The organism is Pandoraea communis, assembly GCF_902459745.1.
Classification (GTDB): Bacteria; Pseudomonadota; Gammaproteobacteria; order Burkholderiales; family Burkholderiaceae; genus Pandoraea; species Pandoraea communis.
Window position 1 is genome coordinate 509973 of sequence record NZ_CABPSJ010000004.1, and the last position, 13691, is coordinate 523663.

Below are 13691 nucleotides of genomic sequence, written 5' to 3' on the forward strand. Positions count from 1 at the left end.
CGCTCGGGCAGGTGCCAGTGGCGCACGCGGGCCGCGCGCGAGGCGCTGGGCGCCGGCGCACGCGGGCGAAGATCAACTAATTCGGTCGGTCGCCGAGGTGGCGAAGTCGCGCCGGGCACTCGGGCTATTGGCGTCGAGGGCGTGTGCGAAGTAGGCGCGGGCCTCGCGCGTGTCTTGTGCGATGGCGGCTTCGAGTTCGGCCAGTCCGTCGAATTTGGCTTCGTCGCGCAGCTTTTGCAAAAACTCCACGCGCACCAGCTTGCCGTAGCAATCGCCCGAGAAGTCGAGCAAATGCACTTCGAGCAGTACGCGCCCGGAGTCGTCCACCGTCGGGCGCAGGCCCAGACTGGCGACGGCGGGCAGCGGTTTGTCCGCCAGACCGTGCACCTGCACCACGAAAATGCCCGTGAGGGCCGGATGCTTGTGGGCGATGCGCAGGTTGAGCGTCGGAAAGCCCAGCTTGCGGCCGAGCTTCATGCCATGCACGACGTGACCGGTAATGGCATACGGACGGCCAAGCAGCGCGTGGGCGCGCTCGAAATTGCCGTCTGCAAGCGCGGTGCGCACTTCCGAGCTGGAAATGCGTACGCCGTTGTGCGCGATGGTCGGCATCTGTTCGACGACGAAGTCGAAGCGGCGACCGGCCTCACGCAGATATTCGATGTCGCCCGCGCGTTTCGCGCCGAAGCGGAAATCGTCGCCGACGAGCAACCAGCGCGTGTGCAGGCCGTCGACGATGATGTTGCGAACGAAGTCTTCGGGGGACTGGCCCGCGAAATGCGCGTTGAAGTGTTCCACCACCAGACGGTCGACGCCTTGCGAGCGCAGCGCCTCGAACTTGTCGCGCAGATTCGAGATGCGCGCGGGCGCCCGGTCGGGCATGAAGTACTCGCGGGGATGCGGCTCGAACGTCATCACGCACACCGGCAGGCCGCGCGCGGCCGCTGCAGCGCGCACGCGCGCGAGCAGTGCCTGATGGCCCAGGTGCACGCCGTCGAAGTTGCCGATCGTCAGCACGCAGGGCGCTTTGCTTTGCGCGTTGGGTAGACCCCGGAAGACTCGCACGATAAAGGAAGCGTCAGTTCAGGACGTTGAGTGAGCGTTGGTGGAGGAACCGTGCGGCACAGTGGTGGGGGACCCGGTGGCCTGCGATGGCGGGCCGGGCCCGATGCGCAGGACGGCCGATCCGACATTGCGGCGCCGCAGAACGTTGAATTATAAACGCTTCGGGGCCATCGCGGCGTGGATCGGATGTCTGGTGCGCCGCGCCAATGATAAAATCCGGCGATGAAGAACATTGTCATCCTGATTTCCGGACGAGGCAGCAACATGCAAGCCATCGTCCGGGCTTGTACCGCAGAAGGCTGGCCGGCCCGCGTGGCCGCTGTCATCGCCAATCGCCCCGAGGCCGACGGTCTCGGATTCGCGCAGGAAAACGGTATCGCCACGGCCGTGGTGCCCAGCCGCGGCAAGACCCGCGAGGCATTCGACGCCGAACTGGCCGCGGAAATCGACCGTCACCAGCCCGATCTGGTCGTGCTCGCCGGCTTCATGCGCATTCTCACGCCGGAATTTACCGAACGTTACGCCGGCCGGCTCATCAACATCCACCCGTCGCTGCTGCCTGCCTTTCCTGGCCTGCAAACGCACGCCCGTGCCCTGGAAGCCGGCTGCAAGGTTGTCGGCGCCACGGTGCATTTCGTGACGGCCGAACTCGATCACGGCCCGTACGTGCTGCAAGCGGTCGTGCCGGTGCGCGCAGGGGACACGCCCGAGACACTCGCCGAGCGCATCCTGCCGCTGGAACACATCATTTATCCGCGCGCCGTGCGCTGGTTCGTGGAAGACCGTCTGGTCGTGGCCGATGGCCGCGTGACGGTGACACCCGCGGCCGACGGCACGCCCGATCCGCAATGGTTTTTTGGTGACGACGCATGAGCACACGCCCGACACAACGCCGCGATGGCGCGAATCAATCCGGTCACCGCTCCGGCGGCCGATCCTCCGATGCCCGTCAACCGTCCAAGGGGGGGCAGACGGGAGAGCGCCAGGAGCGTTACGTCCGCCCCGACCGCTACGACCGTTCGCGCAACGATCGCCGCCCGGAGGCCCCGCCCGCCGAGACGGCCCGCATGCGCGGCGAGCACCTGTCGCCCGCACTCTTCGAGCACACCCAACGCCTGCTCGGCAGCGTGCTGACGTTCAGCGGCCCGGCCGATACGCTGGTGAGCACGTACTTCCGCGCCAACGCCAAGCTGGGCCATCGCGAACGTGGTGTTCTGGCGGAGACGGTCTTCGCCATCCTGCGCCGCAAGCTCGAATTCGGGCAGCACGCGGGAAGCGGCTCCGGGCCGCTGGAACGCCGTCTGGCACTGCTCGGGCTGGCGTTCACGCGCGGTCTGGCATCGGTGCAACTGGTGGCAACACCCGATGAACTCGCGTGGCTCGAACACGTCGGTCAGATCGACCCGGCAAGCCTTTCCGCACGCGTACGCACCAATTTGCCGGAATGGCTCTACGACCGGCTGGCCAAGCGGTTCGACAGCACCGAACTCGAAGCGCTTGCCGCCGCGCTGAATCAACCCGCGCCGCTCGACTGCCGCGTGAATGTGATCAAGGCGAATCGCGACGACGTCCTCGCGAAGCTGCGTGAAGACGGCTTCTCGGCTGAAGCGACGCCGTTTGCGCCCAACGGCATCCGTCTGGCGGGCAAGCCCGCGTTGCAAAAACATCCGCTGTTCATCTCTGGCGCGATCGAAGTGCAGGACGAGGGCAGCCAGTTGCTGTGCCAGTTGGTCGCACCGCGTCGCGGCGAGATGATCGTCGACTTCTGTGCCGGGGCCGGCGGCAAGACGCTCGCCATCGGGGCGCAGATGCGCTCCACGGGGCGTCTGTATGCGTTCGACATTTCCGAGAAGCGTCTGGCCAAGCTCAAGCCGCGTCTGGCGCGCAGCGGCCTGTCGAACGTCTATCCGGTGATGATCGACAGCGAGAACGACAGCAAGATCAAGCGTCTGGCGGGCAAGATCGACCGCGTGCTGGTCGACGCCCCGTGCAGCGGGCTGGGCACGCTGCGCCGCAATCCGGATCTGAAGTGGCGTCAGTCGCCGCAATCGGTGCAGGAACTCACGCAGAAGCAGGCGTCGATCCTCGCGAGCGCTGCCCGTCTGGTGAAGCCGGGCGGGCGTCTCGTGTACGCCACGTGCAGTCTGCTGACCGAAGAGAACAGTGCCATTGCCGAGGCGTTTGCGGCCGCGCATCCCGATTTCGTCCTGTTGCCGGCGAACGAGTTGCTCGCCTCGCAGAAAATCGACCTCGACACGGGCAAGTACCTCGAATTGCTGCCGAACCGTAACGCGACCGACGGCTTTTTTGCCGCCGTGTTCGAGCGCCGTGCGGCGTAAGTCGATGCTGGGCGTCGGCTAACAACAAGAAACAAGAAGAGAGATCGCAATGCAGGAAAGTCCGGCTTTCGCGAGGTTGGTGCGCGACGTCGTTCGCGACTTCGGTGACCCGCAGATCATCTGGCAGTTCGTGGCGCTGGCGGGGGCGCTTGCCGTCGCCTTCGTGCTGCGGCACTGGATGATTGGCCGGCTCGAACGTCATTTCGAGCGTGTCGCGCCCTCGCGCCGGGCGGGCTCGTCAAGCCTGCGCCGTTCGTTCTTCCCGATGTTCGGCTGGATGTGTGTGGCGCTCACGCGCGTGGTGCTTCAGGAGTCCATGCGTGTCTCGCTGCTGAGGCTGGCCGAGGTGCCGCTGTTCGGCACCGCGCTGATCTATCTGGCGTTCTACGTCGCGCGACGACTGTTCGCGTCGTCGCCGCAAGCCTACGGGCTGTTGAGAGTCTTCGAGCGCGTGCTCACGACGTTCGCCTGGCTGTCGATGCTGGCCTACGTGCTGGGCGTGCACGACGACATCCTCGGTTGGCTGGGCAGCGTGCGCTTCGCGGTCGGCGCGAGCCATCTGACGTTGCTCTCGATGCTCTCCGGCTTGCTCTGGATTGGCGTGACGCTCCTGCTGGCGATGTGGGTCGGTTCGCTGATCGAAGACCGGATCATGCGCACGACCACGCTCGACGGCAATCTGAAAGTGGTGATGTCGCGGCTGGTCAAGGGCGTGCTGACGTTGATTGCCGTGCTCACGACGCTATCGTTCGTGGGCATCGATATCACCGTGCTCGGCGTGTTCGGTGGTGCGTTAGGCGTGGGGCTGGGCTTTGGTTTGCAAAAGATCGCCTCGAACCTCGTATCGGGCTTCATCATTTTGCTCGACCGTTCGGTGCGCATCGGCGACCTCATTACGATCAGCCCTTATCATGGCACCGTTTCGCAGATCAATACGCGCTATACGGTCGTTCGTGGGCTGGATGGCGTCGAAGCGCTGGTGCCGAACGAACAACTGGTGACGAATGTGGTGCAGAACCACTCGTTCACCGAGACTCGCGGGCGCGCCAAGGTCAATGTGCAGGTGGCCTACAGCGCCGATGTGGAATTGGCGATGTCGCTGATGCTGAAAGCGGCGCAGGACATTCCCAGGGTGCTGACGGACCCGCCGCCATCGGCTTTGCTGCTTAACTTCGGCGCTGATGGGATGGATCTTGAAATGGGCTTTTGGGTGCAAGATCCGGCCCAGGGCACCGGAGGCATCCGATCGGCGATCAATATGCGCATTTGGCGCACTTTTCGCGAACACGGTATTGAAATTCCGTATGCGCAGCGCGAAATACGCATTTTGAATGACTGGGCTGATGGTGTTCCCGCTGCCAGCGTGAATCGTCCGGATTTACCGGCCGATACGCCGAAACCCGCGCTACCACAGGCCGATGACGGCGAGAAGAAGCCGTCGTAGACCGTTTTGCCAAGGGCTGCGGGTTGACCTGCGACAAAATGCGTGGCGGGCAGGTTACACACGGGCAACAGTCCGTCAGGTAAAATGCCCGGCAAACCAATAACAAACCGACGTTCACCGGCACGTTTCCCGCCCATCTCGCCCCGGCATTCAGCAACTTGCCGAACTCCAGCGAATCCGAGCGTCAAGCGAGCGTAAGAACGAGACCTGACGCGACGGCCATCGATGCCGCATCGGCCCGACAAGACAAGACACGGCGGTGTTGCCGTGATTGCTACCGTATTGATTAGTTTGGAGTGATATTTTGCTGGACAGTCTGCTTGGATTTATCTCTAACGGCCTGCTCGACTGGAGCGGCTGGGAGATCACGTTGTTCACGCTGGCCGTCACCCATGTGACGATTGCCGCCGTGACGATCTATCTGCACCGTTGCCAGGCGCACCGCGCGCTCGACGTGCATCCGATCGTCGCCCACTTTTTCCGTTTCTGGCTGTGGATGACCACGGGTATGGTCACCAGCGAGTGGGCCGCCATTCACCGCAAGCACCACGCCAAGTGCGAAACGCCGGAAGATCCGCACAGCCCACAAACGCGCGGTCTGTGGAAGGTTCTTGCCGAGGGTGCCGAGCTGTATCGCGCCGAAGCGAAGAATGAAGAAACGATTCGCAAGTTCAGCCACGGCACGCCGAACGACTGGCTCGAGAATCACGTCTACAGGCGTTATCCGATTCTCGGCGTGAGCTTCATGATGATCATCGATATCGCGCTGTTCGGCGCGATCGGTTTGACCGTGTGGGCCGTGCAGATGGTGTGGATTCCGTTCTGGGCCGCCGGCGTGGTCAATGGTCTGGGCCACTACTGGGGCTACCGCAACTTCAACTGTGCCGACGCGTCGACGAACCTGCTGCCGTGGGGCATCATCATCGGTGGCGAGGAACTGCACAACAATCACCACACGTACGCGACGTCGGCCAAGCTGTCGAACAAGTGGTACGAGTTCGATATCGGCTGGCTGTACATTCGCCTGCTGTCGATGGTGGGGCTGGCCAAGGTGAAGAAGATTGCGCCGACGCCGAAGCTCGCGAAAAACAAGGCTGCATGCGACGAGGATACGTTGCAGGCTGTGCTCTCGAATCGCTACGAAGTGATGGAGCGTTACGCCAAGACCTTCAAGCGTGCCTATGGCCAAGAGCTGGCGCGTTTCAAGGATAAGCATCAGCATGGCGAGTACCAGTTGTTCCGTGGCGCGCGCAAGTGGCTGCACAACGACGAAGCTTCGTTGCAAGAGCCGCAGAAGCAGCAACTGGGCGAGATCTTTGCGCACAGCAATGCCGTGAAGACGTACTATGAATTGCGTCGTGAACTGGCCGGTATCTGGGAGCGTTCGAACGCATCGCGCGAACAGCTTCTGAGCCAATTGCAGAATTGGTGCCACCGTGCCGAACAGAGCGGTATCCACGCGCTGCAGGAATTCGCTTCGCGTTTGCGCCGCTACGCGTGAACGGGGTAAGCCAGAAATCCATTTTTGACGCATAATCAAAACCCCGCCACGGCGGGGTTTTGTCATTCCCGGCCCCTCACGGGGCAAGCGAAAATGAATGCCTCACTCAAATCCGTAGAATTCGAGCGCCCCGCACCGAGCGGCGCCACGTGCGTTGCCCACGCTTGGGCGCGCGTCCCGGATGCGCCGTCGCAGGAGGAGCGGGCGGCGCTCAGGGCCCGGATCAAGCGCCTGCTCGTTGAGCAGGACGCCGTTCTGGTGGCCCATTACTACGTCGATGCCGATTTGCAGGACCTCGCCGAGGAGACCGGCGGTTGCGTGGCCGATTCGCTTGAAATGGCACGCTTTGGCCGGAATCACTCGGCCAAGACGCTAGTGGTGGCCGGCGTGCGGTTCATGGGCGAGACTTCTAAGATTCTCAGTCCCGAAAAACGCATTTTGATGCCGGATCTCGACGCGACCTGCTCGCTTGATCTTGGCTGCCCTGCCGACGAGTTCGCTGCATTTTGCGATGCGCACCCCGATCGCACGGTTGTTGTCTATGCGAATACCAGCGCTGCGGTAAAGGCACGGGCCGACTGGATGGTGACGTCGTCCATCGGGCTGGAAATCGTGGCTCATTTGCACGCGCAAGGGAAAAAGATCCTCTGGGCACCGGATCGCCATCTGGGCAGCTACGTCCAGAAGCAAACGGGTGCCGATATGTTGCTGTGGCAGGGCGCTTGCCTGGTGCACGACGAATTCAAGGGCACCGAGCTTGAGTTGCTGCGCCGCGAGTTTCCGAACGCCAAGGTGCTTGTGCACCCGGAGTCGCCCGCGTCCGTGGTCGAGCAGGCGGATGTGGTCGGTTCGACGTCGCAGATGATTGCGGCCGCCCAGACGATGGACGCGACGGAATTCATCGTCGCGACGGACAACGGCATTCTTCACAAGATGCGCGCGGCAGCACCGGGCAAGCGCTTCATCGAAGCGCCGACAGCCGGAAACAGCGCCACTTGCAAGAGCTGCGCGCATTGCCCGTGGATGGCGATGAACGGTCTGCAGAATCTGGCCGACGTGCTGGCGTCCGGGCGCAATGAGATTCACGTCGATGCGGAGATCAGCCGTCGCGCCCATACCTGTATCGACCGTATGCTGAAGTTCGCCGAAGCGCGCAAACAGAATGTGCGCGCCAGCGGCGATTTTGCGCGCGATGGCGCGCTGTTTGCCGGTGTAGGTCCCGCATGATGACGCAATCTAAAATGCTGAGCACCGACGAGGCGCTCTCCCCGGATTTCGCCGAGTTCGGCGAGCCGCTCGAGGCGGCGCTTTCGCGCAACGTCCGTGAGGCCCTTGCCGAAGACATCGGCAGCGGTGATTTGACGGGGCTGCTCGTACCGGCCGACGAAATGGCGCATGCGCGCGTCATCGTGCGCGAATCGGCGGTGCTATGCGGTGTGCGTTGGTTCGAGCGCTGTATGCAAGGCGTGAACTCGGAAGTTCGCGTGCAATGGCACTACCGCGAGGGGGAGCGCATGACGCCCGATTCGGCGGTGTGTGACATTTATGGACCCGCGCGCGCGCTGTTGACGGGCGAGCGCACATCGATGAACTTCCTCCAGTTGCTCTCCGGTGTGGCGACGACAGTGCGCCGCTACGCCGATATCGTCGAAGGGACGAAGGCGCGCGTGCTCGATACGCGCAAGACGCTGCCGGGGCTGCGTCTCGCGCAGAAGTTCGCGGTACGTGTGGGCGGCGGAGCGAACCAACGCCTTGCGCTCTACGACGGTATTCTCATCAAGGAAAATCACATCGCGGCGGCTGGCGGTATTCGTGAGGTGCTGGCGAATGCCCAACGTCTGGCGGATGGTGCGCCGGCACAGATCGAGGTGGAGTCGCTCGAGGAACTCGAGATGGCGCTTGAGTGCGGCGCGAAGTCGATCCTGCTCGACAACTTCACGCTGGAAATGATGCGCGAAGCCGCACGAGTCACCGATGGCCGTGCCGTGCTGGAAGCGTCGGGTGGCATCAATCTCGAAACGCTGCGTGCGATTGCCGAGACGGGGGTCGACCGAATTTCCATCGGCGGACTCACGAAAGACGTTCGTGCCACCGATTTCTCGATGCGGATTCTGGAGACAGTGGGCTAAGCATCCCGTTGTCATGACGGAAAATCAAAGGCCGCAGGGTAAAACCTGCGGCCTTTTGTTTGCCTTGGTCCCGGCGAGGCTGGCTTCGGATTAACGAACGCGTCGGGGTAATGCCGGCGACAGTACTGTCGGCAGGGCTTTGGGCAGGGTATCCGGAAAGTCCCGGGAAAAGTGCAGCCCCCGGCTCTCGTGACGGTCCAGCGCGCTGTCCACGATCAGCGATGCCACGTCCACCAGATTCCGAAGCTCGAGCAAATCGCGGCTCACGCGGAAATTCGCGTAGTACTCGGCAATTTCTTCGCGCAGCAGGGCAATTCGGTGCTGCGCCCGCTCCAGCCGCTTGGTCGTACGGACAATGCCGACGTAATTCCACATCATGCGGCGCAACTCGTCCCAGTTGTGCGCGACAACGACTTCCTCGTCGGCGTCCGAGACGCGGCTTTCGTCCCATGCGGGGACATCCGTTGCAGCAGCATGCGTCGATTCGCCGCGTTGGATATCCTCCGCCGCGGCTTTGCCAAGTACGAGGCATTCGAGCAGCGAGTTGCTGGCGAGGCGGTTGGCACCGTGCAAGCCGGTATAGGTGGCTTCGCCAACGGCATAAAGTCCGGGCAGATCCGTGCGGCCGTGCATGTCGGTGACAATACCGCCGCACGTATAGTGCGCTGCCGGTACGACCGGGATGGGCTGCTTTGTGATGTCGATGCCCAGTTCGGCGCAGCGCGCCAGAATCGTGGGGAAATGCTCGCCCAGAAATTCCGGACTCTGATGGCTGATATCGAGATACACGCAGTCCAGGCCGTGTTTCTTCATCTCGAAGTCGATGGCGCGGGCGACGATGTCGCGCGGTGCGAGTTCGGCGCGCGGGTCGTGTTGCGGCATGAAGCGCGTGCCGTCCGGCAGTACCAGACGCCCACCTTCACCGCGCACCGCTTCCGTGATCAGGAATGATTTGGCGTAGGGATGATAGAGGCAGGTCGGGTGAAACTGAATGAACTCCATGTTCGCGATACGGCAGCCGGCACGCCAGGCCATGGCGATACCGTCGCCGGTCGCAGTGTCGGGGTTCGTGGTGTACAGGTAGACTTTGCCCGCCCCCCCGGTGGCCAGCACCGTGTGCCGTGACGTCATGGCGTGCACTTCGCCGGTGCCCAGATCCTGAACATACAGACCTTGGCAATGACGCCCGGCCGTCGGTGCCGAGTCGGCTCGGTCTGACGTAATCAGGTCGACCGCGAAATGATTTTCAAAGAGGGTGATATTCGGATGCTGGCGCACGCGTTCGGTGAGCGTGGCGATCACGGCGTGTCCGGTGGCGTCGGCGGCATGGATGATGCGTCGATGGCTGTGGCCGCCTTCGCGCGTCAGATGGAAACCGAGTTCGGCAGCGTCGTCGCGCGTGAAAGGCACACCTTGAGCGATGAGCCACTCGATGGCTTCGCGGCTGTGTTCGACGATGAATCGCGTAGCTGCCTCGTCGCACAGGCCGGCACCGGCAATGAGGGTATCGGCGACATGCTCGCCGACACTGTCGGTCGAGTCGAGTACGGCGGCGATGCCCCCTTGTGCCCAGTCGCTCGCCCCTTCGGGCATCGGGCGTTTTGCGACCAGTGCTACGCGGCAGGTGCTGGCCAGATGCAGGGCGACGGACTGGCCGGCGAGCCCGCTGCCGACGATGACGACATCGAAATTCATGATACGCGCAGTCTCTGGAATCGACGCCACGGCGGCGGTGCGATCCTCGTTATGGGAAGTAAGCCAGTATAGCGAGTGAATACGCGCTTGACATATGACCCTATGCGCACTTCGATGAAATTGTGCCTTGCGTAACTACGCATAGCGTAGTGTTGCAGATTTCGGGACATCCAAATGAAAAACCCCGCCAATGGCGGGGTATCGAACGCAGCAGAGCACTGCTGCGAGAAAACCTGTTGATCTTATTTGATCTTGGTTTCCTTGTAGGGCACGTGCTTACGAGCCACCGGATCGAACTTGCTGATTTCCATCTTTTCCGGATGGGTACGCTTGTTCTTGGTGGTCGTGTAGAAATGACCCGTACCTGCGGTCGATTCCAGCTTGATCTTGTCGCGAGCGCCTTTTGCCATGATGAGCTCCTAAACTTAGACTGCGTTGCGCGAACGCAGATCTGCCAGAACGGCGTCGATACCGTTCTTGTCGATCAGGCGCAGGCCAGCTCGCGAAATACGAAGACGAACAAAGCGGTTTTCACTTTCAACCCAGAACCGGCGATTTTGCAAGTTCGGAAGAAAACGGCGCTTGGTTTTGTTATTGGCGTGGGAAACGTTGTTGCCGACCATCGGCGCTTTCCCGGTCACTTGACATACGCGTGCCATGAAGCACTCCTAACCCAGAATTCTGTGTAAAAAAAGGTGAGTCGAAAAGACAGACCGCGATGATACCACAAAAATCCCAGACAAATCAATCGCTTTAGTGATTAGGATGCGAGTCCCTGGCGGGAAACGTCTGTCGGAGATTCGGGGAAGGGACGGATTATAGCGTAAGCGCCACGAGAACGCGACCCGAATGCCAAAATCTTGGGCAAATGTTGTAGCGAATCACAACTCGCCGTGCTCTGCGAGCGAGTACACGCTGTCGCCAGCCACGATGAAATGATCCAGCAGACGGATCTCGAGCAAGGCCAGCGCGTCGCCCAACTGGCGGGTCAGCGCCAGATCTGCCGCGCTCGGGGTGGGCACGCCCGACGGGTGATTGTGCGCGACGATGACGGCTGCGGCGTGGACCTCAAGCGCAGCGCGTACCACCTCCCGTGGATACGCGCACGTTTGCGTCAGCGTGCCTTCGAACATCACACGGGTGCTGACGAGCCGGTGTGCCGCGTCGAGAAACAGGCAGGCGAAGCGCTCACGCGAGCGATCCTGCAGCGTGAGGCGAAGATAGTCGCGCACGCGGGTTGGGGAATCGAGCAGGCTGCCCGACTGCATCCCTTCGCCCAACATTCTGCGCGCCACTTCAAGCGCGGCCTGGAACTGCAGGCATTTGGCCTGCCCCAGTCCGGGGATCTGGCGCAAACTCTCGAAGGGCATGGAGAGCAGACGGGTGAGCGATCCGCTGCGAGCGAGCAATTCGCGCCCGAGATCGACGGCATTGCGTCCTTGCGAGCCGGTGCGCAGCAGAATCGCGAGCAATTCGGCATCGGAAAGCGCATTGGCGCCTCGGGCCAGCATTTTTTCACGGGGACGCTCGGCAAGCGGCCATTGAGCGATGGACATGACGACTCCAGAGGCGGACACGTTCGCGCGCATGATCGCGGGTGTCACCTACTAATATGGAACGCAGCCGCCGACGGGAAAAAATCGGGGCTGCTTTGCTGGGGAGCCGGACGCGCAACGCGACGTCATTTACAATAATAGCTTGACCTTGCTGTGAGACCCTCATGAGTTCTGTTGCAACCCCCGTGGTTCAAGACGATTCCTATCTGACGCTCCACTACCGGATCGCCGCGCCCGACGGTGCGGACATCGTCAACACCTTTGAAGGCACGCCGGCGACGCTACAGCTCGGTGGCGGCCAGATGGCCCCGACGCTGGAGCAGGCGTTGCTGGGAATGTCAGTGGGGGAGCGGCGCCAGATCGGGTTGGCACCCGAGCAGGCTTTCGGCCCGCGCAATCCGGAACTGCTGCAACGCGTCTCGATGAAGACGCTGCAGGAAAACAGCAACTTTGGCGAAGAATATAGCGTTGGCGATCTGGTCGAGTTCAACGCGCCGAGCGGTGGCCGCTATGCGGGCATCCTGCGCGAACTGGGCGACGGCTGGGCATTGTTCGACTTCAACCATCCGCTGGCCGGCCAGCCGATCGTGTTCGAAGTCCAGATTATCGGCATTCTGTAGGAATCGAAATGAGCGCCACCCAAGTCGTAGCACCGACGTTGTCGGATGCGGAAATCCTGCTGGCCCAGCCGCGCGGCTTTTGCGCGGGTGTCGACCGCGCCATTGAGATCGTCGAGCGCGCGCTTGCGATGTACGGTGCGCCGATTTACGTGCGCCACGAGATCGTGCACAACGCGTATGTCGTCGAAAACCTGCGCAAGAAGGGCGCGATTTTCGTCGAGGAACTGACGGACGTGCCGTCGGGGAACACGCTGATCTTCAGCGCGCATGGCGTGTCGCAAGCCGTGCGTACAGAGGCGGAAGCGCGCGGTCTGCGCATCTTCGACGCGACATGTCCGCTCGTCACGAAGGTGCATGTCGAAGTGGCGAAGATGCGCGGCCAGGGGCTCGAGATCATCATGATCGGCCATAAGGGACACCCCGAAGTGGAAGGCACGATGGGCCAATCGGGCGAGGGCATGTTCCTCGTCGAGACGATTGAAGACGTGCTGGCGCTGCAGGTGGCGAACGAAGACAAGCTCGCGTACGTGACGCAGACTACGCTGTCCGTCGACGATGCCGCCGAGGTCATCAACGCACTCAAGAAGCGCTTCCCTTTGATTACCGAGCCGAAGAAGCAGGATATTTGCTACGCGACGCAGAATCGTCAGGACGCTGTGAAATTCATGGCGCCCCAGTGCGACGTGGTCGTGGTTGTCGGCAGCCCGAACAGTTCCAATTCGAACCGCCTGCGCGAAGTGGCCGAAAAGATGGGCGTGCCCGCCTATATGGTTGATTCGCCCGATCAGCTCAAGCCGGAATGGTTCGATGGCAAGCGCCGTATCGGTGTGACGGCAGGCGCCTCGGCGCCGGAAGTGCTGGCGCAATCGATCGTGACGCGCCTGCGCGAATTGGGCGTCAATCAGGTCAAGGTGCTCGACGGCGTGGAAGAAAACATCGCATTCCCGCTGCCCAAGGGCCTCGCGCAGGTCGCCGCCGGCTAAGCGCCGTCCGCGCAACCAGACCAAACGGCCAGCGGCAACGCCGCATGGCTCGCAAACCGGGTGTCGCATCCTGCGGCCCCGGTTTTTTTGTGCCCCCTTCCTCGCTTCCCCCTTCCCCGTATAAGACCTCCGTCGGCGGCCAGCCTCAGGCCACCTGACCGCGATGAGCATCCGGCCGTTCTCCCGGTCGCGCACACAGGGAATTCGGCTGCGGCATTTTCGCATCGCCGTCACTGATTCTGCAAAAACTCCGCGCAATGAGTTTCACGCTTTTCCGCGTCTTGTCAGCCAAAACCAATTACACCAATTGCTAATTCAACGAATAAAGAATTGGCGTAGACGGATGATTTCTGATTTTC

Annotated in this window: 13 protein-coding genes; 8 read left to right on the top strand and 5 right to left on the bottom strand. The window is 62.1% G+C overall.

Annotated features, from left to right (window positions below; translation table 11 throughout):
• Window positions 1–72 precede the first annotated feature (72 nt).
• The gene (locus tag PCO31110_RS17040; RefSeq protein WP_036663243.1) at window positions 73–1065 is read right to left on the bottom strand and encodes a bifunctional riboflavin kinase/FAD synthetase; all 993 of its coding nucleotides are present in this window, start codon (window positions 1063–1065) and stop codon (window positions 73–75) included.
• Window positions 1066–1287: 222 nt separating this feature from the next.
• Here PCO31110_RS17040 and purN point away from each other — a divergent pair, with 222 nt between their 5' ends.
• The 6 genes from purN (at window position 1288) to nadC (ending at window position 8478) form a co-directional block, all read left to right on the top strand.
• Entirely contained in the window at window positions 1288–1938 is a 651-nt protein-coding gene (gene purN / locus PCO31110_RS17045; RefSeq protein ID WP_150690947.1) for a phosphoribosylglycinamide formyltransferase, read from the top strand.
• A gap of 194 nt (window positions 1939–2132) precedes the next feature.
• A complete protein-coding gene (locus PCO31110_RS17050; protein ID WP_051126366.1) occupies window positions 2133–3404 on the top strand; it encodes an RsmB/NOP family class I SAM-dependent RNA methyltransferase in 1272 nt (423 codons plus the stop codon).
• Between the two features lie 49 nt (window positions 3405–3453).
• Window positions 3454–4848: a mechanosensitive ion channel family protein gene (locus PCO31110_RS17055; protein WP_010807107.1), complete on the top strand. Its 1395-nt coding sequence runs from the start codon at window positions 3454–3456 to the stop codon at window positions 4846–4848.
• 304 nt (window positions 4849–5152) lie between these two features.
• Window positions 5153–6349: a DesA family fatty acid desaturase gene (locus PCO31110_RS17060; protein WP_010807106.1), complete on the top strand. Its 1197-nt coding sequence runs from the start codon at window positions 5153–5155 to the stop codon at window positions 6347–6349.
• Between the two features lie 93 nt (window positions 6350–6442).
• Window positions 6443–7576, top strand: coding sequence for a quinolinate synthase NadA (gene nadA, locus PCO31110_RS17065; RefSeq protein ID WP_150690948.1), 1134 nt, complete (start codon window positions 6443–6445; stop codon window positions 7574–7576).
• Between the two features lie 14 nt (window positions 7577–7590).
• Window positions 7591–8478 (top strand): carboxylating nicotinate-nucleotide diphosphorylase, encoded by an 888-nt coding sequence (gene nadC, locus PCO31110_RS17070; protein WP_010807104.1) that lies wholly within the window; start codon window positions 7591–7593, stop codon window positions 8476–8478.
• A gap of 90 nt (window positions 8479–8568) precedes the next feature.
• On the opposite strand, the gene nadB is transcribed toward nadC, so the two are convergent.
• From nadB to radC, 4 genes are all read right to left on the bottom strand, one after another.
• Window positions 8569–10173, bottom strand: a complete 1605-nt coding sequence (gene nadB / locus PCO31110_RS17075; RefSeq protein WP_010807103.1) for an L-aspartate oxidase — start codon at window positions 10171–10173, stop codon at window positions 8569–8571.
• Between the two features lie 242 nt (window positions 10174–10415).
• The gene (gene rpmG, locus PCO31110_RS17080) at window positions 10416–10583 is read right to left on the bottom strand and encodes a 50S ribosomal protein L33 (RefSeq protein WP_010807102.1); all 168 of its coding nucleotides are present in this window, start codon (window positions 10581–10583) and stop codon (window positions 10416–10418) included.
• Window positions 10584–10598: 15 nt separating this feature from the next.
• Entirely contained in the window at window positions 10599–10832 is a 234-nt protein-coding gene (rpmB, locus tag PCO31110_RS17085; RefSeq protein WP_010807101.1) for a 50S ribosomal protein L28, read from the bottom strand.
• 222 nt (window positions 10833–11054) lie between these two features.
• Window positions 11055–11729 carry a RadC family protein gene (gene radC / locus PCO31110_RS17090; protein ID WP_150584446.1) on the bottom strand — a complete coding sequence of 225 codons (675 nt, stop codon included), beginning with the start codon at window positions 11727–11729 and terminating at the stop codon, window positions 11055–11057.
• A 164-nt stretch (window positions 11730–11893) separates the two neighbouring features.
• Between radC and PCO31110_RS17095 the strand changes: the two genes are divergently transcribed.
• On the top strand, window positions 11894–12349 hold the full coding sequence (locus PCO31110_RS17095; RefSeq protein WP_036663241.1) for an FKBP-type peptidyl-prolyl cis-trans isomerase: 456 nt from the start codon (window positions 11894–11896) through the stop codon (window positions 12347–12349).
• An 8-nt stretch (window positions 12350–12357) separates the two neighbouring features.
• A complete protein-coding gene (gene ispH, locus PCO31110_RS17100; protein ID WP_010807098.1) occupies window positions 12358–13332 on the top strand; it encodes a 4-hydroxy-3-methylbut-2-enyl diphosphate reductase in 975 nt (324 codons plus the stop codon).
• Window positions 13333–13691 lie beyond the last annotated feature (359 nt).